This window comes from Photobacterium proteolyticum (assembly GCF_001939735.1).
In the GTDB taxonomy this organism is placed as follows: domain Bacteria; phylum Pseudomonadota; class Gammaproteobacteria; order Enterobacterales; family Vibrionaceae; genus Photobacterium; species Photobacterium proteolyticum.
The window spans coordinates 20934-45308 of the sequence record NZ_MJIL01000040.1; the positions used below are offsets into that span (position 1 = coordinate 20934).

The window sequence follows — 24375 nt, forward strand, 5'->3', positions numbered from 1 at the left end:
GCAATAAACAGGTTGTTGTTTTTCTCGACACTCGTACCTGGGCTTTCGCCTCTTCTGTCTATCTCTCCGGAATATCAATTAAGACTAGTAACGCACCATCCCCCCCGAACTCCAGCGGAGCCTGGTGAAAAGCCATCACATCAGGGTGCTGTGCCAGCCATAGCGGCGCCTTTTGCTTCAAGATATGTTTGCCAATGCCATGCATCACACAGGCGCAGGACACACTTTCCTTGATACAGGCAGCAATCATAGCAGCCAGTTCGCGTTTGGCTTCCTGTTGCGTCATACCATGCATGTCCAGATACATATCGGGTACATACACCCCGCGGCGTAACTTTTTCACTTCATATTTCGATACACCGGTACGGGCATATTGCATCGGGCCATGCTCGTTGAGGAGGGGCTCGAATTCATCGGAGAAATAAAACTCGTGGTTTTGGGTTTCTTTTTCCGAGACTTTGGGCTTATCAGCCTTTGGGCTCTGTCGGCGTGGCGTGATTATGGTATCATGCGACAACTTTTTTACGCCTTTAACCGCATCCTGAAAGAGTGCCAGGTCATCTTCCAGGGTAAGATCTTTTTTACTCATAATGATATTCCAACAACTCTATAGCGGTATTGTAGCGTCATTCGGAGGCTATTTTGGATAAGATTTTTGTCGACGAGGCCGTCAACGAACTTCACACTTTGCAGGACATGCTACGTTGGACGGTAAGCCGTTTCAATGCTGCGGGTCTTTTTTATGGTCACGGCACGGATAATGCGTGGGACGAAGCGGTACAATTGGTACTGCCGACCCTGTATCTGCCATTGGATATTCCATCGGAAGTCCGCTTTTCACGGCTGACGAGCAGCGAGCGTCTGCGTATTGTCGAGCGCGTGATCCGTCGTATTAACGAACGTACCCCTGTCGCTTATATGACCAACAAAGCGTGGTTCTGCGGCATGGAATTCTTTGTCGACGAGCGTGTACTGGTGCCTCGCTCACCGATCGGCGAGTTGATCGAGAATGGTTTTGAACCGTTCCTGGCTGAGAGCCCGACTCGTATCATGGACCTGTGTACCGGCAGCGGTTGTATCGGTATCGCCTGTGCGCATGCCTTCCCGGAAGCCGAGGTTGACTTGGTTGATATCTCGACAGATGCGCTGGAAGTTGCCGAGCAGAACATTCAGGACCATGGTCTGGAGCAGCAGGTGATCCCGCTACGCTCTGATCTGTTGCGCGATGTACCAAAAGATCAGTACGACCTGATTGTGACCAACCCGCCGTATGTTGATCAGGAAGACATGAACAGCCTGCCGGATGAGTTCCGTCACGAGCCGGAGCTAGGCTTGGCAGCGGGTACCGATGGTCTGAAGCTGGTTCGTCGTATTCTTGCCAATGCACCGGATTATTTGAAAGAGAATGGTGTCTTGATCTGTGAAGTGGGTAACTCGATGATCCATATGGAAGAGCAGTATCCGCACATTCCGTTTACCTGGATTGAGTTCGAGAACGGTGGCCACGGCGTCTTTATGATGACCCGTGAGCAGCTGCTTGAATGTCAGGACGAGTTTTCACTTTACCGTGACTAATATCGAGTCGTTCCTGTAAGAAGCCAGATACCAGAAACTAGAAACCGGAGCACAAGCTCCGGTTTTTTTATGGGGTGACCTAGTCAGATATGACTGAGCGGGCGCTAGGCATTGCCTTTGGCCTGTTTGGCCTCAAGTTCAGCCATCACTGACTTTTTATTGCTCAGGTAGTCTTCGAGACCAGCACGGCGAAGATCGCAAGACGGACAGTCGCCACAGCCATCACCGATAATCCCGTTATAGCAGGTCAGTGTTTGCTGGCGGACGTAGTCCAGCTTGCTGTACTGATCGGCCAGCGCCCATGTTTCGGCCTTGTTCAGCCACATCAGCGGCGTTTCGATAGCCAGCGGACGATCCATACCCAGTACCAGAGACTGGTTGATGGATTTGACGAATTCGTCGCGACAGTCCGGGTAGCCGGAAAAGTCAGTTTCGCAGACGCCGGTGATCACAGCCTCGGCACCAATCTGGTAGGCATAGATCCCGGCCAGAGTCAGGAACAGGATGTTGCGACCGGGAACAAATGAGTTAGGCAGGCCGTTTTCCTGCAGCTCATGGGAGACGGCAATATTGTCGCGAGTCAGCGAGCTGATCGCCAGCTCGTTGAGCAATCCGACATCCATAACCTTGTGCGCGGCAACGCCCAGATCTTTGGCGACAGATTGTGCCACTTCAATTTCCAGCTTGTGACGCTGGCCATAATCAAAGGTGATGCAATGAACTTCATCGTAGTTGGCAAGTGCCTGGATCAGGCAGGTGGTGGAGTCTTGGCCGCCACTAAAAACGACTACGGCTTTACGCATACTTTGTCTTTCCTGTGTTATAGCCTTACCGAAAAACAGTCGGTGGCTTGAATGAACATACCAGCTTATTAATTATCTGATCGGCCAGTTAATTATAAGCAGGTATTACTACCATCAGCAGGTTCTCTGTTGGCACGGCAATGCTACCTCAGAGTTGTTGGTGAGGAAAGTTTCTCTGCTCAGCCGACAAACATAAGGTAAAAAAAAAGCCGCAGACAGGCTGCGGCAAACTAACGTGTAGATTGCAGGATAGAACAAAGAAAAATACACCCAAGCTATTTCATAATAGTTTGGGGTTACAGCGAACCGGTTTTCTCGAAGGTTTCCAGTTGGCTGAGGTAAGCAGAGATATCGCCGATGTTGTCGGCCACCCACTGCTCGTTGAAATAGGTATCAAGATAGCGTTCGCCACTGTCGCAAAGCAGGGTAACGATAGAGCCTTTCTCGCCGCGGGCCTTCATCTCGCAGGCCAGCTGCAACACGCCGTAGAGGTTGGTCCCCGTTGAGGCGCCGGCCTTGCGTCCCAGCAGTTTTTCCAACCAGTGGACGGTGGCGATACTGGCCGCATCGGCAATGGTGCGCATTTCATCAACCACATCAGGGATAAAGCTCGGCTCAACACGCGGGCGGCCGATGCCCTCGATCCGGCTGCCGACAGTGCCAGTCAGAGTCAGGTCGCGGGTCTTGTAATAGTCATGGAAGACCGAGTTCTCGGGATCGACCACGCAGAGTCTGGTCTGGTGCATCTGGTAGCGAATATAGCGGCCGATTGTCGCTGATGTGCCGCCGGTACCCGGGCTCATGACGATCCAGCTCGGGATCGGGTGCTCTTCAAGCTGCATCTGCTCGAAGATGCTGTTGGCGATATTGTTGTTGCCGCGCCAGTCAGTGGCACGCTCGGCAAAGGTGAACTGGTCCATATAATGGCCGTTGAGCTCTTTGGCCAGACGGCGCGACTCGGCGTAAATTTCGCCAGGGCTGTCGACGAAATGGGCACGGCCACCATAGAACTCGATTTGTTCGATTTTCTTGCGGGCTGTTTTGCGAGGCACAACTGCAATAAACGGCAGGCCAAGTAAGCGCGCAAAATAGGCTTCTGATACGGCGGTGCTGCCGGACGAGGATTCGATAACTGTTGTATCCTGACCGATCCAGCCATTACACAGGGCATACAAGAACAACGAACGGGCCAGGCGATGTTTCAGGCTGCCGGTCGGGTGCGTGCTCTCATCCTTTAGATAAATATCGATACCGTCAAGAGAAGGAAGATCCAGCTTGATGAGGTGGGTGTCTGCCGAACGCTGAAAGTCAGCTTCTATCTTACGGATGGCACTGTTAATCCACTGCGGGTCATGGCTCATGTCTCTTCCTCTTTCTCAGGCGGCTCGGTCGGTAATAGGGGGTGAATACCAACGGTTATTTTCTTATTGGAATGCTTAGCATAGTACTTGAAGCACGTGAAAAATCTTTGCTTTGTTTGCTTTTATAACGATAATGGGGAGAAAAATTTTCTCTATGTTGTAATTTAGGGGTAATACTTTGGCTGACTTAGATAACACTGACAGAACATTGCTACGGATGCTGCAACGAGACGGTACCTTGGCGCTGGCCGAACTGGCTGAGGCGGTAAACCTGACGACGACACCTTGCTGGAAGCGGTTAAAGCGACTGGAGGAGAGCGGGATCCTCAGACAGCGGGTAGCCTTGCTTGATCCGGTGAAGCTCGGTTTGTCGTTTACGGCATTCGTGCAGATCAAAACCAGTAATCACTCCAAGGAGTGGTACCACTGCTTTGTCGCAACGGTATCGGACTTTCCTGAAGTGATGGAGTTCTACCGAATGGCCGGTGAGTACGATTACATGATGAAGGTGCAGGTAGCTGATATGGCCGCATTTGATAAGTTCTACAAAAAGCTGGTCAACAGCATCGAAGGGCTGACCAATGTGACCTCGACCTTTGCCATGGAGCCGCTGAAATATACCACTGCTTTGCCGGTGTGAAATACTGTATAAAAAAGCAGATATAACTAATTTATAAATTATCATGGAGAAAGTGATTGTTTTGTATTTTGCTGCCTCCATTTGGTTGATTTATTAGTCAATTTTCCGATAATGGCTTTGTTTATAAGCAACAAGGCCAGCATGATACAACAGCCTTTCTTTTCTCTTTGATTGGTATCTCTTCTCCTGCAAATTGCATCCCGAGGTAATTGCTGCTCTGACTGACTTTGATTCGTCTTAAACTTTGGCTATGCCTGTTTCTGTGGAGGGACTATGCAGATTTTTTGGCAGTTGAGATGGTATTTCCGCCAACAATGGCGTCGTTACGGCGGCGCGATAGTAATTTTGATCCTGGTTTCTCTGTTCGAGCTATTGCCGCCACGGGCAATAGGCTGGATTGTCGATGGTGTCGTAACGGGAGAGATTACCCTGCCGGTAATGCTGAGCTGGTTAGCAGGCATTGCCGTCTTGTGGTTCGTGGTTTATATCCTGCGCATTATCTGGCGAGTCTGGTTATTCGGCGCTGCCGCCGAGCTTGGCACTGTGCTGCGTAACCGCCTGTACCGTCATTTTTCTTCCCACCCTCCGGTGTTTTTTGAACGCTATAAAACCGGCGATTTGATGGCGCGATCCACCAATGATGTCAATGCCGTGGTGATGACTGCCGGTGAAGGCGTGCTGACCGCGGCTGACTCCCTGATCATGGGGCTGGCGGTACTATTTGTGATGACCACAATGTTGAGCTGGGAGCTCACTGTTCTGGCTTTGCTGCCGATGCCCTTTATGGCGATGGCGGTCTTTCGTTTTGGTCGTCAGCTTCATAGTTGTTTTTCTGAGTCTCAGGCAGCATTTTCCGACTTGACGGACAAAACGCAGGAAACCCTCAATGGTGTGAGAATGATCCGTGCCTTTGGCCTGGAACAGCGTCAGCAGGCTGACTTTGCCGATGTGGTCGACAGGGTCGGGGAAAAGAACCTTGCGGTGGAAAAGGTCGATGCCAAGTTTGATCCTGTGATCCAGCTGACGATTGGGATGTCTTTCTTTCTCAGTATCGCCGGTGGCGGCTATATGGTCTCTCAGGGCCGTCTGACGTTGGGTGATCTGACGGCTTTTGCGCTTTATCAGGGGCTAATGATTTGGCCGATGCTGGCGATGGCCTGGCTGTTCAACATTCTCGAACGTGGCTCGGCAGCCTGGAAGCGCCTTCAGCATATTTTTGACGAGGCACCGGAAATTGTCAGCGGTGATGCCGCCCTGGCTGCAACGCAGCAGGACTTGCAGGTTGATATCGAGGCGTTTTACTGGAACGGGCAGACGCAACCAGCGCTGAGCGAGGTGAATGTGACCTTGCAACCGGGTCAGATGCTCGGCATTGCCGGGCCGATTGGTAGCGGTAAGTCCACCTTATTCTCTTTGCTGCTTCGTCAGCAGGAGTTAAAGCAGGGCAGTATCAGCTATGGTGGGATCAGTATTACTGAAGCCGATCTTCACCATTGGCGGAGCCGGTTTGCCGTTGTCAGTCAAAGCCCGTTTCTGTTCTCGCGTTCAATCGCCGAAAACATTGCCCTTGGCAGGCCGGACGCTTCTATGGCGCAGATCCGCGCGGCAGCTCAGGCGGCCTGTATCGATGAAGATATTATCCAGTTCCCGGATGGCTACGAGACCTTAGTCGGCGAGAAGGGGATCACCCTGTCGGGCGGACAAAAGCAACGTATTTCGATTGCCCGGGCCTTGTTGCTAGAGGCGGAAATTCTGGTTCTGGATGATGCGTTGTCTGCCGTTGACGGTAAGACAGAGCACCGGATCCTGGCCAATTTGAGGCAGCAACAGAAGCAGACGGTTATTGTTATTGCTCACCGCCTGACGGCATTGGAGCAGGCGGATACTGTTCTGGTGTTGCAGCATGGCCAGATAGCCGAGCAGGGCGATCACCAGACCTTGATTGGGGCGGGAAGCTGGTACGGTGAAATGTACCGCTATCAACAACTGGAGCAGGCAATTAAGGAGGCGAAATGACAGGGAAAGCCGTAAATAAAGCCGTCCTCAAACGGCTGCTGGGTTATGCCTTGCATGATAAGAAAAAACTGGCGATTGCCGTTGGCCTGCTGTTGGTGGCTTCGCTGGCGGATGTCTCTGGTCCCTGGATGATCCAGCACTTTATCGATAACTATATCGCCAAAGATGAGTACCCGCTGGATATGGTGGCAGGGCTGGCACTGGCCTATATCGCCCTGATGGGGATAGCGGCGTGGTTTAAGTATGTGCAGGCACTGAGATTTAACGAAATTGCTATCGGTGTGGTGCAGACCGTCCGCAAACAGTTGTTTGGCAAGGTGCTCAATCAGCCACTGTCGGCTTTTGATTATATGCCGACCGGTAAGTTGATCTCCCGGATCACCAATGATACCGAGGCGATCAAGGACTTTTATGTCTTCGTGATAGGCACGGTACTGAAGAATGTGATTTTTATCAGCGTGATGCTGGTGGTCATGAGCATGCTGAGCTGGCGCCTGACAATGGTGGTTTTGGTATTGCTGCCTGCGGTTGTTGCCGTGATGGTGCTCTATCAGCGCAAGAGTGCGGATGCATACCGGAAAATGCGTGATCTGCTGGCCGATATCAATGCCTCGATGAGTGAATCTATTCAGGGCATGAGTCTGATCCAGCTGATGCGCCAGGAGCAGGCGTTCAGCAAGCAGTTTTCCAGCCTGACCCGGCGCCATCTGGAGTCACAGATCGGGGTGATGAAACTTAACGGGCTGATGCTTCGGCCCTTGATTGATTTTCTCTCCGGGGTGGCGTTGCTGTCACTGGTTGCCCTGTTCGGTATCAGTGGTGCCGAGCTGGTCGGTGTCGGGGTGCTGTATGCCTTTATCAGCTATCTCGGCCGGGTTACCGAGCCATTGATTGAGCTTACCCAGCAGCTTTCTCTGTTGCAGCAGGCGTTAGTGGCCAGCGAGCGGATCTTCGGGTTTATCGATGCCAAGCAGCAGCGCTATGGCGATGATGCTCTGCCAATGGCGGCAGGCCGCCTGGAATGCCGTGATGTCGCGTTTAGCTATGATGGCAAGCAGCAGGTACTGAAGGGGATCAATGTCGAGTTGCCGCATCGGGGCTTTCTGGCCTTGGTCGGCCATACCGGCAGCGGTAAAAGTACCCTGGCCTCGCTCATGATGGGGTTCTATCCGATCACCAGTGGCGAGCTGAAGCTCGATGGCAGGCCGTTGGACTCGCTGGAGCATTCGGTATTGCGGGAAGGGATTGCCATGGTGCAGCAGGACCCGCATGTTCTTAACGATACCGTCAGAGAAAATGTCTGTCTCGGGCGGGATGTCAGTGACACTTTGATCTGGCAGGCATTGGAAAAGGTGGGGCTCTCCGAGCAGATACGGGCCTATCAACAAGGATTGGATACCCGTCTGGGCAGTGGCGAAGCCAACTTGTCTGCTGGTCAAAAGCAGCTGCTGGCCATGGCGCGGGTGCTGGTTGTGCAGCCTAAGATATTAATTCTTGACGAAGCAACCGCCAATATTGACTCGGGTACCGAGCATCATATTCAGCAGGCGCTCAATGCCTTGCGTCAGGATATGAGTATTGTTGTGATTGCGCACCGTTTGTCGACCATCATGGAGGCTGACGAGATATTGGTGCTAAGCCATGGTGCCGTGACGGAGCGGGGCAATCACCAGCAGTTACTGGCTCAGGAAGGGCACTACTGGCAAATGTACCAGTTGCAGCAGGCGGGCGAGCACTTGCACCAGATAGAAGAGCAGGGCGTTGCCGAACTATCTGCTTAAATGCTCGACTTAACAATATCTATCTAAGACAGGTGGCATGGAAGGCTACCTGCTTGTGATGGCTTACAACAGAGGTTGATTGCTCAACCTCTGTTGCGTTCCGGCTATTGGCCTTGCCGCATCAGTCCTTCCTGGACCGCCGAGGCCACCAGTTCACCTTTCTGGTTGTAAATCTCTCCGCGTACCAGCCCTCGTGCGCCACTGGCCGACGGGCTGTCAATGGCATAGAGCAGCCACTCGTCCATCCTGAACGGGCGGTGATACCACATCGAATGGTCGATAGTGGCAACCTTCATCTTCGGTGTCATCAAGGTTACCCCATGAGGCTGCAGTGCCGTGACCAAAAAGCCCCAGTCTGAGGCGTAGGCCAGTACATACTGGTGGATGCGGGGATCATCAGGCATGTCGCCGTTGGCCTTGATCCAAAGGTATTGCTTGGGGGCCTCTGGTTTGGGTGCCAGCGGGTTGACGACGGTGACCGGCCTCACCTCGATAGGCCTTTCGCGGCCAAATGTCTCGACGGCAGCTTTCGGCAGGTGCTCGGCGATTGACTGCACTAGAGCCTGTTCTGAAATTAGCGACTCGGGCGGCGGTACATCCGGCATGGTGGACTGGTGGCTCAGGCCGCTCTCTTCAGCCTGATAAGATGCCGTCAGATAAAAGATAGGGCGGCCATATTGAATCGCTTTTACCCGCCGGGTGCTAAAGCTTCTGCCGTCACGCAGGTTTTCGACATCATAGATGATAGGTTTTTGCGGATCGCCCGGACGCAGAAAGTAGCTGTGAAATGAGTGAACCTGGCGGTTTTCGTCAACCGTTTCTTTGGCGGCAGACAAAGACTGCCCAATAACCTGGCCACCATAAACCTGAGGCAAGCCTAGATGTTCACTCTGGCCGCGGAATAAACCTTGTTCAAGTTGCTCTAAGTGTAACAGAGTGAGAAGTTCATTCAGTTCTTTGCTCATCGGAGCTCCAAGTTCCATGATATGATTAGCTGATTTTTACGGATACTTGGTCACAAATTCAAGTGTAATTAACGGGTAATTGCAATGTTACGGGTTTGTGTCTGATTGCAAGGGGAGAGGGATGAAAAAGATATTTACACTGCTTTCAGCATTGATCGCGTTATTGGTTATTTCAGCTTGTACCAATTTAATCAAACAGGATGCGGATCTGGGAACAGTGGATGGCTCTTTGACTTATAAAGAGCGTGTTGCCTTACCGAATAATGCCCGTATTACGGTAACCCTATCTGATGTATCAAAAATGGATGTCCCTGCCGAGGTGATCAGCAGCCAGGCTTTCCTGTCTGAGGGCAAGCAGGTTCCGCTTGATTTTCAGCTTAACTTCATGAAAGAAGAAATTAAGCCGAACCATACCTATTCAGTCAGTGCCCGTATCGAAGTGAACGGCAAGTTGATGTTTATTACTGATACGTCCAATCCCGTTATTACCGATCCCTCTTTGACGACCAAGCTCAACCTGATGCTGGTAAAAGTTCAGTAATACGAGAATCCTCCACGGCGGAATCAGGCTGTGGAGGTGATTTGCCTACCTTCCGTCCCAGCGGTACTTGGCAAGCCTGAGCTTGCCAGATTCAGCCACCTCAATACCTTCCTGAAGTAGTCGCTCGCGCTGACGCTGCAGATCGTTCCCGGATAGGGAGATCATGCCTTTCGCATTGATGACGCGGTGCCAGGGCAGCTTCGAGCCTTCGGGCAGGGTCGCCATAAGCCGTCCTACCTGACGTGCATAACCAGGATAGCCTGCAAATTTGGCAATATCCCCATAAGTTGCCACTTTTCCGTGGGGAATTTGGTGAACCTGGCTATAGATTTGACTCGCAAAATCGTCCATATTTATACCTGAACCGAACAAAACATCCCGATAGTTGCTGAATTCTGTTTTTCTCCTTCGCACTATCGGATAACGCAAGGAGGTGCTGCCATGTTGTATGCCGCGTTACTTGTTGTGGTTAGCATTGCGCTGACCGTGTTGGGTGTCAGTGCTTTGGGTTACAGCCAAGGAGAGCTTCCCGCACTGGCATTGGCTATTCCCGCCTTGTGGTTGCTACCGCAAGGTGGTCTTCGCGCCTGGTTGTTACTCGTCGGACTCGGCGCATTCGGTGCCGTGCTGCCCGAACAACCTCTGGCCCTGTCTATCAGTATCTTTATGATGTTACCTGTTTTTTCTGTCAGTTTCTCGCCTAAGAGTGGTTGGCAGCTAGCAGCTTTGCTGATCTCTATCGTGCTGGCCATGGATGTTGGCCTGATGGCACTTCAGGGTGAAGGCAAACTGCCGGGGTATGCATCCTATACGGTGATCCAGGTTCTGGCTGTCACTCTGATCTGGTATGTGGCCCGCAGCTGGCGTCCGGTTGAGGGGAACACCTGGTGGCCACTGTTTCTGGTGATCCCGCTGTGGGTTGGCGGCATGGAGCATGCCGCGCTGGTGGCTCTGTGTGTCACAGGCCTGATAGCTTCGATGCAGGAGATGATGAAAGGCAAGCTGCGTGAGTGGGTGCCTCGTCTTGCCTGGGTCTTGCCGGCCGTCGGCTTTGCCACGCTGGTACTGGTGCCGTACTTTGAAGTACCGAACCCGGTACTGGTGGCCTGGTTGCTGGTTCTGGGTGGGGCGCTGCTGGGCGAGTTCTTGCTGGAAGAGCCGGAAGAAGAGCTGTAAACCTGCTTTCTATTCAGGCTGTTATGCTGGTTATTTTACCTAAGCGGTATTATCTGGGTAATAAATCAGCAGTCAGTCTAATAAGGGGGATTGCCCCCTTGCATTGTCGCAGGCGTTAGCGGATAATCACCCCCGTTCTCGAAACGAGACAACGAATCTATGGAGGCCCCCATTGGTCCTCCCGCAACACTAACCTGTGAACTCGGCCAGGCCCGGAAGGGAGCAACCGCAGCAGGCGACGTGTGTGCCGGGATGTGGCTGGTGGGGGCTTCCACCCATCTGGCGTTTGTAATCTGCACCATATCCCTGCATATCTTCCTTAATACCTTGCATAACTGGCATGATAAGCGTACATAAGCTATTTTTGTTGTAGTTTAACAACAAAAAGGGCGAGGTCATTATGTACCGTCGTCAGCTTAAACATTCACGTGTAAAGAACCTTTTCAAATTCGTTAGTGCCAAGATGAACCAAGTACTAACGGTCGAATCATACCTTGAGTTTGATACCTGTTTTCACCTCGAATATTCCACATCTATATCTTCATTTATTGCTCAACCTGAAGGTTTTACCTATTGCTTCGAAGGGCGCGAACGTTCTTACACGCCTGATTTCCATATTGTTGAAAATAAAGAAGTTAAGTGGATAGAAGTAAAGCCATTTGGAAAGACTCAGAATCCAGCGTTTCTAGAACTGTTCAGAGCTAAACAGGTCAAAGCTCAACAAATTGGCATTCCTTTACTGCTTGTGACAGAGAAGCAGATAAGAGTTAATCCTGTTCTCAATAATTTGAAGATCTTGCACCGCTACTCAGGATTTCAATCCTTCACTGATATACATATCAAGCTACTGTCGCTAGTAAAGTTAAATGGGAAAGTAAGCATATTTGATGCCGCTAGCTATTTGAATATCGATTTAGGTTTGATGATTAAAGTGTCGTTTAGTTTGGTATCGCAAGGGGTGTTGCACACTAATTTGGTAGATGAAGAACTTAGCTTTTCTTCGCTCATATGGAGTAAATGATATGAGTATCAACAAACCGCAACAAACTTTTTGGAATGAGATGCATGGCGAAGTAGATAGTCACAATAAAACTAATGACCTTGATCGTAAGTCAACTGAGTCAGAGTTATTTGAAAGAGATTTAGCGACATATCTTGATGATGTTCAAGTTGAAGTTCGACGTCGATATGAATATCTAACTTGGATAGAAAAGCATCTTGCTGGTGGTTGGACGCAAAATAACTTAGAGCCATTGCTTGTTGAGGCTGCAAAGGAGATAGAATATCCACCTCCAAAGTGGAGGACATTAGCGAAGTGGTGGAGTTTATACTCTTCATCTGGAAAAAAGATAACGTCTCTAGTACCAAAGGTGCATTTAAAGGGTAATCGAAAGCAAAAAGTTGAGAATGATACTGTTTTCTTTGAACGTGCTGTCGAACGTTATTTAGTACCTGAGCGCCCCTCTATTGCTGCAGTCTATGAATACTACTCTGACCTTATTCGTCGTGAGAACATGCAACTTGTTGGTGAGAAGATTCAAGCTCTATCTTATAAAGGCTTCTATAATCGAATAAAAAAACTTCCAGCCTATGAGGTCGCTGTCGCCAGGCATGGAAAGTATCTCGCTGATATTGAATTCAATAAGATTGATGCTCATTTGCCGCCAAGCCGTGTACTAGAGAAAGTTGAAATAGATCACTCTCCTTTAGATCTTATTCTACTTGATGATGAGCTTGATATACCGCTGGGGCGGCCGTATCTCACTCTACTTATCGATCAATACAGTAAGAGTATTGTTGGGTTTCACCTTGGTTTTAAAGACCCCAGCTATTACTCAGTTATGAAAGGGATATTAAATGCGATAAAGCCCAAAACGGATATTCATGAACGTTTTCCCAGCATTGAAAATGAATGGTATTGCCAAGGAAAGATGGAATCGTTGGTTGTGGATAATGGTGCTGAGTTTTGGAGTAAGAGTTTAGAACAATCTTGCTTGGAAGTTGGGATACATATTCAATATAACCCAGTTAGAAAGCCTTGGCTTAAGCCCTTAGTAGAGCGGTTGTTTCGGACAATCAGCAGTAAGTTGTTAGTCTCTATTCCCGGCAAGACCTTCTCTAATATTTTAGAGCGTGAAGAGTATGATTCACGCAAAGATGCCGTTATGCATTTCTCAACGTTCAATGAGCTATTTCATAAGTGGATTATTGATGTTTACCATTATGACTCAGACTCTAAGAAGCGAGCAATTCCGTATCTAAAATGGCAAGAAGGCGTTTCTGTTATGCCACCGATAACTTACAGCCATGATGAATTAGAAAAGCTCTCAGTCATTTTAGGCTTGAAAGAAAACCGTAAGCACCGCCGAGGTGGTATTCATCTTCATGGTTTACGTTATGACAGTGAAGAGTTAGCTGACTATCGTCGGATGAACCCAAGTGATATTGAAGTACTAACCAAGACAGACCCTGACGATATATCAAGTGTTTATGTTTACCTAGAACGAGAACAGAGATACTTGAAAGTACCCTGCATCGACCCTGTTGGATATACCAAGAAGCTATCTCTGACCCAGCATAATATCAATAAACGCCTGTGTCGGGACTTTATCAGTGACAAGTTAGACCTAGACGCGTTAGCTCGTGTGAGGTTATATATTCATGATCGTATAGAGCAAGAAGCTGAAGAGATAAATAACCTGAGTCGAGGAGCAACCAAGCGGAAAACAAAAGGAATGGCACGGCTAGCGAAGCATAACGGTGTTGCCAGCGATAGTAATGCTAATTGCGAACCTGAAGTGTTACCAGAGCTATCTTTAACCCATACAAAACCAGACTCTAAATTTTTTCCCGGTTCAGACGACTGGGATGAGTTTATATCAGAATTGGATCCTTATTGATGGCCTTATTGTCACCAGATAATGAATTTAAGTATCAACAGTTTGTTGATGTTTTTGTTGAAATGCCAATTGCTACAACTATCATGGCTGACTTCGACAGACTGAGGTATAACCATAAATTTGGTGGTGATCAGCAATGCATGCTGTTGACTGGGGATACTGGTTCAGGCAAGTCATATCTAGTTAATAAATATTGTGAACGTATATCTAAATCTGCTCCTAATAAACGTTTAGTGCTATCCACTCGTATCCCAAGTAAACCAACTATAGACTCAACGATCATTGAGTTACTCAAAGACATAGGACATTTCTCTGCAACATATCGGAAGGGAATAAGCAGAGATCAATTTCTGACAGAATCGCTGATTAGATGCTTAAAGTCATCAGAGGTTGAGCTGATTATTGTTAACGAGTTTCAAGAGTTAGTGGAGTTTAAATCTGGACAAGCCCTTAATGATATAGCGACTCAATTTAAATACATTAGTGAGGCTGCCACAGTTCCAATCGTGCTTGTCGGAATGCCTTGGTCTAAAAAGATTGCTGAAGTACCTGAATGGGCTTCAAGGCTCCTGATTCGAAGGGCTTTATCATACTTTACTCTTTCTAAAGAGCCAGAAGCTTTCATTCGTTTTGTTAAGGGGCTTGCGATGAGGATGCCTTTTGAGCAACCCCCAAAGCTAGATAGTAAACATACAATATTAGCTTTGTTTGCAGCATCTAAAGGACAAATTAGAACCCTTAAGCATTTGGTGAACGAAGCGGTAAAACAAGCTTTAGCTCAGAACTCACCAACACTATCAAATCAACATCTTGCCGATGCTTATCATCTGATGTTTTCTGATGCATCGAATCCGTTCCTCCTATCTATCGATCAGATTGAAGGGCAAGAGGTCAGTGAAGTTTCATATTATGACAGTGGTGCTGATAACGAGTTTGATGCAGTAATCCCCACTAAGTACACAGATCTCCTTCCTCTATCACAACTATTACGTCAAACTAGAAAAACTAAGTAATCCTTAGTATATTTAAAGTGTTCATACTAAGACAATCTTAGCTAAATCATTATTTTGCTAAGAGCTTGCTATGACAAACCCAATTCCTGTTCGCCTGAAATCCGCAAGAAAAGCAGCAGGGTACACTCAGCAACAATTAGGTATGGCTTTGGGTATGGAACCAAATACAGCAAGTGCGAGGATGAATCAGTACGAGAAGGGTAAGCATACTCCTGATTATCAGACCATGAAGCGTATCGCTGATGAGTTAGGTGTGCCTGTGGCTTACTTCTATTGTGATGATGATTTATTGGCTGAGTTGATTTGTGCTTTAGGAAAGATGGATAGCCAAAAGCAGAAAGAAATGTTGGAGTTGATTAAGAAAAAGAGTGAATAATGATGAGATTGTATTTCGTTTGTCTACCATAAAGTTAGTCAGTGTTCGTAACTTATCGCGCCTCAATATTCACATTATGTTTAATTGTACCAAGTATTGATCTTGTTTTTTACTCACAAGTTTCATACAAATCAATTGCTCAAGGTCGAGCTTAAAAAATATAATAGGCTGTAATCGGATAATGCAGAGCTATTTATATGACGGATACACTTGAGACGCTTGAGGTCGAAGAACAACTACAATCACAAGAACAACCCCCTGAACTTATTAAGGAGCTACACCTATTCGATGTAGATGAAGTTGGGGACTACTCCGAAAGTAACGTTGACCTAAAAAGCAAACCTGAACTCAAATCATTCCTAGTTGAACTATGCCGTCATACCTATGGCAGTAATTCTTCTCGCACGTACAAGTTTGTTGAGGGTAGCAAAGTCTCGACGTACGTGGACAAGATCATTGAATCTCCTGAAAGTAGCAAAACCTTTGCTCAAAAGATTGCTAATGCTTTAGGGACCGCTGAGAAAAAGCCATCTTTCGAGATCAAAGAGGGTACATTCATCTTCGCGCGAATCAATGCTGATGACCGAGACGTTATCATAATGTCCAAGCTGGATTTCGAGAATTATTTCTCTCGTGCTACTTACGAAAAAGAAGCTGGTCTTCCAGAAGAAAAAGGTATCCTCAAGTCTTGTATCATTGAGATAAATGAAGACAATACGCGTAAAGAAGAGATTCGACTATCTGACAAAAATGGTGATATCGCTGTCTTTTGGTATGACGGTTTCCTAGACGCTGAACCGTTACAAAAAGACGACGTCAACACAAAAACAGCTTACTCAGCTATAAAACGCGTAATATCTAGGTCTTGCGCAGACTCTAAAGAAGATATGTTCGGCCTCATAGAATGTATGAACGCTTACTTTATGACTCATAAAGAATTCATATTTGACGAATTTGTAGAACAATCAATTAAAACATTTACTCCTAGTAGCGAAACAGTTGACGTTAATGAAATTGCCACCAAGCTCACTTCCCTCAAAGAGAAAAGTAAGTTTGACGGTCAGTTTTCAATTGTCCTCTCCAGCATAAAAAGTAAGATCCGGAACAAAATCAAGTTAGATGATGGAATGGTTCTTCAATCAGACGGAAACATCGGAGACAAAGTTTTCAAAACTCAGCTTGATGACGAGAACTATCTGTTGATCAGAACTGACTCCGGTATAGACGGTTTCAAAGTGCGGAATATCGTTCAAAAATGAACATAACAATTAACGATACTGAAGAGTATTACTACCAAATAGTTTCATTAAATCAAGACACCGATGTGACAGCATTGGTGTCTAATTTTGTACAAAAATTCCACGGCATTGCCAAGAGCTTGGATTGCGAAATTCGAGAGAACGATAATTTTGTTGAAAGTATTTCGCTAACTGGAGATTATCTATCTGATCTTGATGTAGAACTTGGACTACTCGACAAAGGCGACGTAACTCTTGAACTGAAATGCGAGAAGACAGAAGACAAATGCCTAAGAGTAGTTAATGTCAAATCTTTCATTAGTAACTTAGCCAAAAGAGACCAACAAAACCAACTCAAGTTCTGGCTCAGAGATGTAAAAGACAACTACACAACTATTCAAGTTAATGGACAAACCTTTGAGCTGACCAGATACAAAGAACATGTTACCGCTGAAAGTATAGAACGTCACAAAAAGGATACTGTTGCTGATCTTGTTGGCATCAAGATGAACGTCTGCTACTTCGATTTTCTTTTGGAGGAGTTTTATGATTTCTCTAGTTTCTTTGATCATGTGCTTGAACTAAGGACTGTCTTATGCCTTTGCTTGATCTCCAGAGCCAGCAGCCTAAACGAAAAAACGTTCACTTTCGATGGAGAAAGCAAGCTTGATCTTAACCTAGTCGATGAGAATTTTTACTTTGATCAAGGTGAATCTATATATCGAGTATTCCAGTGGGCTTATACAGATGAAAGACTGTCAGCTAGGATTGGTATCATTAATCAAGCTATAGCTCAGAGCAAAAACATCATTTCAGTGTTTGATGCCAATATAATCAAAATTTTAGACTCAATTTATCAAGTCTACATTAAGGAAGATTTTGAGCATTATATTGAGGTCAGAAACCGAGTCAGCGACGCGACATTGGATTTATGCAACCGAATAAATGAAGCAGTATCCTCAAGCAGGGCCACTATCAAGCAATCCATTTTTGTTATTGTCTCTTACTTCTTCTCGATCATTGTGTTTACTGCGATAGACAAGGGTAAGATTGAAAACATATTCAGTATCGAACTGGCCGTGTTATCCAGCGTCTTCATTGTGGCTGCTTTTCTAAGCATATTTATTGCGAGCAAAGAATTAGATAAAACTGTTAAGATTCACAAGTATCAGCTAGATGAAATTAAAACTCGGAACAGAGTTTTCCTGAGTGAAAGTGAAATCAGTGATTTCTTCAATTCTCAATCACTTAGTGAGGCAATAAGCACTTCAGAGAGTAAGTCGTACTTGTATGTGGCATCAGGTATTCTTACTATCCTAGCAATTATACTGTGGGTTCTTCACTTCACTAGAGCTGAACTTGTTAGCATTCCGGTCTACTTGCATATAGTTTAACTCAGTTCTTAATTTCTGCTATACCTAAACTAAGTAATTCTTAGTTTGGGCTGGCTATGTTCCTGATTACACCAGATAAGCAATATCCTGATGAGTCCCTCGAAAGCTTCCTGATTCGACTCTGTGAATGTAATGGTTTTGAATCATTTCAATTGCTTAGTGGTGCGTTGTGGGAGTGGTTGGTTGATAACGATCATCAAGCGGCAGGGGCGTTACCTCGCCAACTCAGTCAGATAAACCTTTATCACTCCAAACATTCGAGTGGGTTTCGCCTGCGAGCCTTTCAGCTTTTGGATTCACTGTTTGATAGTGATGCCAGGCCGTTGATGCAGCATGCCTTGCTCCACTCTGCGGTAACATTCTCGCCCAGATTAGCTGCGTTGTTTCGCTATGGCATACATATTCCGCTTTGTTTTATTCGAAGTAGCTACACACCGGTATGCCCAACTTGCTTAGCTGAATCACCCTATATCCGCCAATACTGGCACTTCAAACCCTACCAGTCTTGCCATCATCATGGCGTTAGCATGCTTTTCCGTTGTCCTGCCTGCCAAGAAGCTTTGAATTATCAGCAATCAGAGCAAACTCTTTACTGCCACTGTGGTTATGATCTGCGAGATGCAGGAACTGAAAGTGCACCGCCTGAAAGTATCGTCATTAGCCAACTTGTTGTCGAAGGTGAAACTCAGAATGCACTTTCGATTACCAATTGGCTAGGGGCGTTACTTTGGCACTCAAGGATCAAGCATAATCAGATTGCTCATAATGAATTCGGTGAGCCTGAGTTTGACCAAGCGGTTGAGTACTTCTCAAATTGGCCTGAAGCCTTTGTACGTGATTTAGAAGAGGTTGTGAGTCAGGCAGAAGTTAAGCTTGTGAAAGGATTCAACCATACGCGTTTTTCTGATGTATTTGGAGAGCTGCTTGTTTCTTCCCGTAAATTGCCATCACGCGATTTACGGCAGAACTTTGTCCTTAAGGCTGTACTTGATTTCCTTCAGGAATTGGTTCGCGATAACCCGAAAACAAAAGAGGCCAATATTGCAGATTTGAAGTTAACAGTATTGGAGGCTGCCGCATTGCTAACCACCTCAATAGAGCAAGTCTATCGACTCTATGAAGAGGGATATTTACAGTCTGTAACAAGGTTAAAACTACATTCAAAGCTCTCGTCCAATGATGCGGTGTTTTTCCTGCGTCATGTAATGGAGCTGCGCTGGTCAGGTATGGCATCTGATTACAGTACCAATGATGTTTATCTTCCATCATGGTGAAGCCAATGCACTTATCGGAGTTACTGCAAGTTCAAGATATAGGTGAACGCAATCAGTTGTTGAGAAGGACGTTGGTTGCTTACACTGATGAGGTTGATGTGTCAGGCTGTGAGCTTCAGCTACTGATTATCGCCATTAACCTAACGTTGCCCAAAAAGGAAGTAGGCGACTTATTAGATAAGTCATTAGCAAAATCATTGCTGATGGACGAAAGTCACATTCAGCACTGTATTGATGAAGTTCAGTGGTTTCATACCCATAATGTGAAGTACCCTGATTCTCGAGTGAAAGGGCAACGTATAATCGCCCAAGTACAAAAGCCTGCTGATGGTGTTCTATGTAGCTCAAATCTATCTCAAGCTTTTGGTTGGTCGCATAATAGTTCACAGGTTAATCCCGCTAAGCTCTTCGGTATACGGTTTCATTGGCAAAATCAAGAAACCTCATTACTTGAGGTAGTGCTCGATAATATTGCTGAGTGGCAAGCTATGTTTCAGGCTTTGGGGATGACAAGAAAACAGTTGTCAGATATGAGGGAAAATCTTTCGGAGTGTCATACCTATAACCATTTACCGTCAGAAGTCAGTGAGTATTCCAAACAAATCCGAGTGCCATTTCAGGAGGCTTATTGCGCATTAACTCCTGTAATCAGCCATAGCGTCCAAGCCCAAATACAGAAGATGGTATTTAACCGGGAGGTTAGAGCTACCAATGTTGAGCATGGCCATCCTGCTAGTGTTGGGAACTTGGTGGCGGCGCTAGGGGGGAATATCAGGCTACTGAATTATCCCCCCACTGTTGCCCATAAAGTATCAGGGAAATTTGCTGAATATCGAGATGGCAGTACCAAGGATGTCTTTGACTATTCGGCAATAAAAGATAAACGTTTTTTGGATGCATTATGCCGAATTGCCGGAGAGAAACCCGCCCCAACGCTGAGGCAGCGACGACAGTTACGTATATCGGCATTACGTTTTGTTCGAAAGCAGCTTGCATTATGGTTAGCTCCGATGATGGAGTGGCGGGATAGTATAGAGACTCGGACTGCTTACAGCTCGCCTGTTGAAACACTGGAAGAGCAGTTGTTATACCTTCCTGTAAAAAGCTTGCCTGATGTGCTCAGTGACTTGAATGCACGTTTTCACAAGGCACTACAGTATCATCACAGAGGGGCGCAATACGCTTTTCATCCTGATATTTTGTATCCTATAAAGCAGCAGATGAAGTGGCTACTTAACTTTATCGCGAATCCAGAAGATCCCGTTATCAAGTCCCAATCAAGCTGTGTGTACCTGCATCTTAAGCAATTGAAGGTTCATGATGCATCGTTACTTTCTAACCCCTATGTTTCTGGTATTCCTTCCCTAACGGCTTTGGGAGGGGTAATGCATAACTACCAGAGAAAGCTCAGTGCATTGATTGGTCGTGAGTGCTCAATTAAACGAGGCGCATGGTTTATTGCTCAATACCACCGGCAAGCAGGTAAGAAGTTACCTGAACCGGACAAGGTGAGGTATCAAAATAAAGCATCAGATGTACAGCGACCAGGAATAGTTGATGGAATATATGGTGATTTAACAATGGACTTGGTGTTTGAATTACAGTTACCAGAGTCGCTCTCAATACCAGATATTACCATTTTACAAGCTGCTTTCCCCTCTCGATTTGCTGGTGGGACACTTCACCCGCCTTCATTGTTTGAGCAAACTGATTGGTTGTCGGTTTATTTCAGCCAAAGTGAATTGTTTGCTGTTTTAGCTCGTTTACCTCGAGGAGGGTGCTGGATTTATCCTGATAATAAAGGTGTTAGTTCGTTTGATAATCTGGTTACCAGGTTAGACAGCGAGCCGGATTTAAAACCTATCGGGCTTGGTTTCCTGCCACTTGAAGAGCCCCAGAACCGTGTAGGGAGCATAACTCCTTTTCATTGTTATGTTGAACCTTGTATCGGGGTTGTTCGGTGTATAAACCCCATTAACGTTAGGCTGTCAGGTAGTAAGCAATTTTACCAGTCAGCTTTTTGGCACTTTGATATTGCAAATAACGCTATGCTTATGAAAAAGGTATTTTGAGGTAAGCAGTATGCAGCTCTGCCGACACTTAAACTATATACGTTCCCTTTCTCCAGGTAAGGCTGTGTTCTATTACCAGGCCCCAGAGTGTGATTTTGTGCCGATTCAAGTGGAAACTAACAGGATCAGAGCGGCAAAAAGTGGTTTCACGGAAGCCTATGATAAAAATCAGAAGCTAAAGAATTTGGCACCCCAAGATCTTGCATACAGTAACCCTCAATGTATAGATGCCTGTTATGTCCCGCCAAATGTCCCAGAGTTTTCACTGAGGGTTGAGGCGAACTCATTGCAACCTGATTGCTGTGAAGATGAGAAGGTAAGGCGGTACTTAACTAAGTTAGCGGCAACCTATGCTCAAGTTGGTGGTTATCAAGAATTGGCTCGGCGTTACTGTAAAAACATTCTGTTGGGTACATGGTTATGGAGAAATGAGCATACGCTTGGTACACAGGTTGATGTACAAACCTCAAATGGTAACAGTTACGTTATTGTTGATGCTCGGCGTTTGGATTGGCTGTCTGTTTGGTCTGAAGAAGAACAAGCAGTGCTTAACGACTTAACTTCAGAGATGGCGATGGCGCTGTGTGAGCCTAAGCAGTATTGGTTTGCAGATATCAAAGCAACATTGAAAACAGGGTTCTGTCAGGAGCTACATCCAAGTCAGAAGTTTATTGATAACCATGGACAAGGTGAGTCATCAAAGCAGTACGCCACTGTGGGATGTGTCGATGGTAATCAGGCTGCGTGCTTCCATGCGGAGAAGGTAGGGGCTGCGTTACATCTAATTGATGATTGGTGGGATGAAGACGCGGATAAGCGATTAAGAACGCATGAGTATGGTGCTGATCGAGATTATCTTATTGCACGCCGTCATCCAGTAAAGAAGCAAGACTTTTACTCATTGCTGACGCTAACCGCAGTGTTTATAAGGCAGCTTCGGAACGTAAGAGATAAAGGTGGTGAGATCCCTCCTCAAATACATTATGTCATGGCTGTGCTGTGCAAGGCAGGTATGTTTCAGCGGGGTAAAAACTGATGAGCAACCGCTTTTACTTTCTAATTCGATATGTACCTGATGATGTCGATGATGGGTTATTAGCTGGCCGATGCATTAGCATTCTGCATGGTGTGTTGTCTTCAGAGCAGAATGATATTGATGGTGGTATTGGGGTTGCTTTTCCGCAATGGTGTAAAGAGTCTTTAGGGCGAAGTGTCGCATTTGTTTCAGAAAATAAGCAGCACTTAGAGCAGCTAAAACAGCAACAATACTTTAAAGTCATGAAGGCGGATAACCTCTTTGATATATCTATGGTTAAAGCCGTACCAACTGATGTGCCAGAGATACGCTTCAAACGAAATCAAGGGGTAGCTAAGTGTTTCGCAGGTGAAAAACGCCGAAGGCTAGCTAGGGCAAAGCGTCGTGTGGAGGCTAGAGGGGAAGCTTTTAAACCACAATTGTGTGAATTGGAGCGAGAAGTTGATCACTTCCATCGAGCATTCATGACAAGCAAGAGTAAAGGAACAAAGTTTCTACTTCATATTCAGAAAGATATTAATATAGCTCAACGTTCAAGTCAGTATTCCCAGTATGGTTTGGCAACGAATGATGAGCTTGAAGGAACCGTACCAGAGTTAAAAATTGTGATACCCCTTTTTTAGCTTGTGATAAATTATCCTTTAAAATTAGGTGGTTGATGTGGGCTGAAGAAAAAGGATATAACGGTTATTTTCACCATAATTCACCGTAAGTTAAATAAATATCTACTAAACTTTACAGTAACCTGCCGCATAGGCAGCTGAGAAAAGTGTGGACGGTGGGATAGGGACATCACGCACGTGACCTGCCGTATAGGCAGTTGAGATAAGGCCAAGAAGTGAACATCCGTAACAGGCAAAATTAGACCTGCCGAAAAGGTAGTATATAATGTAGGCACCCCAGTGATTACTGGGGTGTTTTGTTTGTATATCTGCGAGTGAGATATACCAAGTAAACTCGAAAATGCTCAACAGTTTTTGGTAATCGAAGACCTCTAACTTTGTTAGATTGTCAGTTAACCAATGTTTACTTATGTCTGTAATGTGCTTAAAACAATGACGGAAGAGAATACATAGCTATTCAATTATGTTTTCAATTTGTTTTATTGATAGTGTCGGAAGAGTTGATGATGTTCAAAGATTAGCTTAATGCGCATGCTTTCAAAAGTGATTTCTTAAAAAAGGAAATTTTCATTTAAAATGGTGACATGTATATCATTGATGGTATACATGGTGTTTACTCAGGAGAAATTCTCAACTTAATGCTATCATTACGTCAGAGATTGGTATGAAATAGTCGAATACAAAATAGCTTAGCGAATAGGAGTAACCGGTATTTATTGAGTAATGGAAAAGTTTGAATGGTAGAAAGCTGCAGAATAGTTGTTAAACATTAGATCAAGTGCTTCTTTTTTAGCAATAAAAACGCTTTGTATATTATTTGTTAGTCGTGTAGTAAGTTGGCTCCTCAATGAATATGTTAAAGAGCATGATAAGGGAGCAAGACTGTCACAGTTATCAAACCAGAGTAACCGTGGTTTAGTATCATCTTCAATAGCGTGAAGAAAGTTCATATTGTCGGGATTTTTTAATGCCTCTTCTGGACTATCATAACGACTAAAGTCAAGATATTGCACATCAACCCCCGCTTTTCTCGCTAATTCTGATGCTTCTTCAATAAATCCACTTCTCAGTAAGTAACTATCAGCTGATATAATCTGAAGGTTCATGTCCCAAGCATATTCAATGAGGCATTTAGCTGTAATTTTCATTGGAGGAGTTGGGTGTTCAGTAAATGGAGGAGACAAAGTAGAATCCTTAAAGGTAACAAGATCAGCTGTTTAACATATTATCATTACAACAGCCTTGGCACCATAGATATTGTTCTGTATTAAATCAATAGTATAATTACTTATTCAGGTTGTTGAAATGATAGAGCTTAGCGTTCAATTAATACTCAATGGGGTAGTAAAGGTGTTACTTTATATTTTCTGAAATTTAAGCTTATGTTTTATAATAAAATTTAGTATCTATCCAATTATTCAGGCGTATATGCGTTATAGATGCATGCGAGCATATGCAATTTTGCGAATCCAGCCAGATTGTTGGTATATCAAGCTTGTTTCTTATCCATAGTGCATATTCCGGAGTATTGCGACCCCTGATTCCGGGATTATCCGATCGCTCATTCCGGTTTAAACCGATCACCGATTCC

The 24375-nt window shown here is 45.9% G+C and carries 22 protein-coding genes and 1 other RNA gene; 17 read left to right on the forward strand and 6 right to left on the reverse strand.

Features of this window, described 5'->3' with window-relative positions:
- Positions 1-58: 58 nt before the first annotated feature.
- The gene (gene smrB / locus BIT28_RS01305) at positions 59-589 is read right to left on the reverse strand and encodes an endonuclease SmrB (protein WP_075761833.1); all 531 of its coding nucleotides are present in this window, start codon (positions 587-589) and stop codon (positions 59-61) included.
- A 53-nt stretch (positions 590-642) separates the two neighbouring features.
- Here smrB and prmB point away from each other — a divergent pair, with 53 nt between their 5' ends.
- Complete coding sequence (gene prmB, locus BIT28_RS01310) at positions 643-1575, forward strand: 50S ribosomal protein L3 N(5)-glutamine methyltransferase (RefSeq protein WP_075761834.1); 933 nt, start codon at positions 643-645, stop codon at positions 1573-1575.
- A gap of 104 nt (positions 1576-1679) precedes the next feature.
- Here prmB and queC read toward each other — a convergent pair whose 3' ends face one another.
- Both queC and BIT28_RS01320 read right to left on the reverse strand, forming a co-directional pair.
- Positions 1680-2378 carry a 7-cyano-7-deazaguanine synthase QueC gene (gene queC, locus BIT28_RS01315; protein ID WP_075761835.1) on the reverse strand — a complete coding sequence of 233 codons (699 nt, stop codon included), beginning with the start codon at positions 2376-2378 and terminating at the stop codon, positions 1680-1682.
- A 296-nt stretch (positions 2379-2674) separates the two neighbouring features.
- Positions 2675-3739, reverse strand: a complete 1065-nt coding sequence (locus BIT28_RS01320; RefSeq protein ID WP_075761836.1) for a PLP-dependent cysteine synthase family protein — start codon at positions 3737-3739, stop codon at positions 2675-2677.
- A gap of 178 nt (positions 3740-3917) precedes the next feature.
- Between BIT28_RS01320 and BIT28_RS01325 the strand changes: the two genes are divergently transcribed.
- The 3 genes from BIT28_RS01325 to BIT28_RS01335 all read left to right on the forward strand — a co-directional run bounded on the left by BIT28_RS01325 (position 3918) and on the right by BIT28_RS01335 (position 8176).
- A complete protein-coding gene (locus BIT28_RS01325; protein WP_075761837.1) occupies positions 3918-4379 on the forward strand; it encodes an Lrp/AsnC family transcriptional regulator in 462 nt (153 codons plus the stop codon).
- Between the two features lie 273 nt (positions 4380-4652).
- Positions 4653-6395: an ABC transporter transmembrane domain-containing protein gene (locus BIT28_RS01330; RefSeq protein WP_075761838.1), complete on the forward strand. Its 1743-nt coding sequence runs from the start codon at positions 4653-4655 to the stop codon at positions 6393-6395.
- Positions 6392-8176 carry a SmdB family multidrug efflux ABC transporter permease/ATP-binding protein gene (locus tag BIT28_RS01335; protein WP_075761839.1) on the forward strand — a complete coding sequence of 595 codons (1785 nt, stop codon included), beginning with the start codon at positions 6392-6394 and terminating at the stop codon, positions 8174-8176. Before BIT28_RS01330 ends, BIT28_RS01335 begins: the two co-directional genes overlap by 4 nt.
- Before the next feature lie 104 nt (positions 8177-8280).
- On the opposite strand, the gene tesB is transcribed toward BIT28_RS01335, so the two are convergent.
- On the reverse strand, positions 8281-9141 hold the full coding sequence (gene tesB, locus BIT28_RS01340) for an acyl-CoA thioesterase II (protein WP_075761840.1): 861 nt from the start codon (positions 9139-9141) through the stop codon (positions 8281-8283).
- Positions 9142-9262: 121 nt separating this feature from the next.
- On the opposite strand from tesB, the gene BIT28_RS01345 reads away from it, so the two are divergent.
- A complete protein-coding gene (locus tag BIT28_RS01345; RefSeq protein ID WP_075761841.1) occupies positions 9263-9682 on the forward strand; it encodes a YbaY family lipoprotein in 420 nt (139 codons plus the stop codon).
- Between the two features lie 45 nt (positions 9683-9727).
- Here BIT28_RS01345 and BIT28_RS01350 read toward each other — a convergent pair whose 3' ends face one another.
- The gene (locus BIT28_RS01350; protein ID WP_075761842.1) at positions 9728-10033 is read right to left on the reverse strand and encodes an MGMT family protein; all 306 of its coding nucleotides are present in this window, start codon (positions 10031-10033) and stop codon (positions 9728-9730) included.
- A gap of 90 nt (positions 10034-10123) precedes the next feature.
- Here BIT28_RS01350 and BIT28_RS01355 point away from each other — a divergent pair, with 90 nt between their 5' ends.
- From BIT28_RS01355 to cas6f, 12 genes are all read left to right on the forward strand, one after another.
- Positions 10124-10858, forward strand: a complete 735-nt coding sequence (locus BIT28_RS01355; protein WP_075761843.1) for a VP0952 family biofilm-associated protein — start codon at positions 10124-10126, stop codon at positions 10856-10858.
- Positions 10859-11028: 170 nt separating this feature from the next.
- Positions 11029-11125: signal recognition particle sRNA small type (ffs, locus tag BIT28_RS01360), an RNA gene on the forward strand.
- A gap of 133 nt (positions 11126-11258) precedes the next feature.
- A complete protein-coding gene (locus BIT28_RS01365) occupies positions 11259-11879 on the forward strand; it encodes a TnsA endonuclease N-terminal domain-containing protein (RefSeq protein WP_075761844.1) in 621 nt (206 codons plus the stop codon).
- A gap of 1 nt (position 11880) precedes the next feature.
- On the forward strand, positions 11881-13758 hold the full coding sequence (locus tag BIT28_RS01370; protein ID WP_245823628.1) for a transposase family protein: 1878 nt from the start codon (positions 11881-11883) through the stop codon (positions 13756-13758).
- Positions 13758-14771: a TniB family NTP-binding protein gene (locus tag BIT28_RS01375; protein ID WP_075761845.1), complete on the forward strand. Its 1014-nt coding sequence runs from the start codon at positions 13758-13760 to the stop codon at positions 14769-14771. Before BIT28_RS01370 ends, BIT28_RS01375 begins: the two co-directional genes overlap by 1 nt.
- A gap of 70 nt (positions 14772-14841) precedes the next feature.
- Complete coding sequence (locus tag BIT28_RS01380) at positions 14842-15147, forward strand: helix-turn-helix domain-containing protein (protein WP_075761846.1); 306 nt, start codon at positions 14842-14844, stop codon at positions 15145-15147.
- Positions 15148-15344: 197 nt separating this feature from the next.
- Positions 15345-16406, forward strand: coding sequence for a nucleoid-associated protein (locus BIT28_RS01385; protein WP_075761847.1), 1062 nt, complete (start codon positions 15345-15347; stop codon positions 16404-16406).
- Positions 16403-17779, forward strand: a complete 1377-nt coding sequence (locus BIT28_RS01390) for a hypothetical protein (RefSeq protein WP_075761848.1) — start codon at positions 16403-16405, stop codon at positions 17777-17779. The genes BIT28_RS01385 and BIT28_RS01390 overlap by 4 nt, the downstream gene beginning before the upstream one ends.
- Before the next feature lie 56 nt (positions 17780-17835).
- Positions 17836-19053 carry a TniQ family protein gene (locus BIT28_RS01395; protein ID WP_075761849.1) on the forward strand — a complete coding sequence of 406 codons (1218 nt, stop codon included), beginning with the start codon at positions 17836-17838 and terminating at the stop codon, positions 19051-19053.
- A 5-nt stretch (positions 19054-19058) separates the two neighbouring features.
- The gene (locus BIT28_RS01400; protein ID WP_083651691.1) at positions 19059-21125 is read left to right on the forward strand and encodes a type I-F CRISPR-associated protein Csy2; all 2067 of its coding nucleotides are present in this window, start codon (positions 19059-19061) and stop codon (positions 21123-21125) included.
- 10 nt (positions 21126-21135) lie between these two features.
- On the forward strand, positions 21136-22161 hold the full coding sequence (gene csy3 / locus BIT28_RS01405; RefSeq protein ID WP_075761851.1) for a type I-F CRISPR-associated protein Csy3: 1026 nt from the start codon (positions 21136-21138) through the stop codon (positions 22159-22161).
- Positions 22161-22784 (forward strand): type I-F CRISPR-associated endoribonuclease Cas6/Csy4, encoded by a 624-nt coding sequence (cas6f, locus tag BIT28_RS01410; protein ID WP_075761852.1) that lies wholly within the window; start codon positions 22161-22163, stop codon positions 22782-22784. Before csy3 ends, cas6f begins: the two co-directional genes overlap by 1 nt.
- Positions 22785-23497: 713 nt before the next feature.
- On the opposite strand, the gene BIT28_RS01415 is transcribed toward cas6f, so the two are convergent.
- Entirely contained in the window at positions 23498-23968 is a 471-nt protein-coding gene (locus tag BIT28_RS01415) for a hypothetical protein (protein WP_233353487.1), read from the reverse strand.
- Positions 23969-24375: the final 407 nt, after the last annotated feature.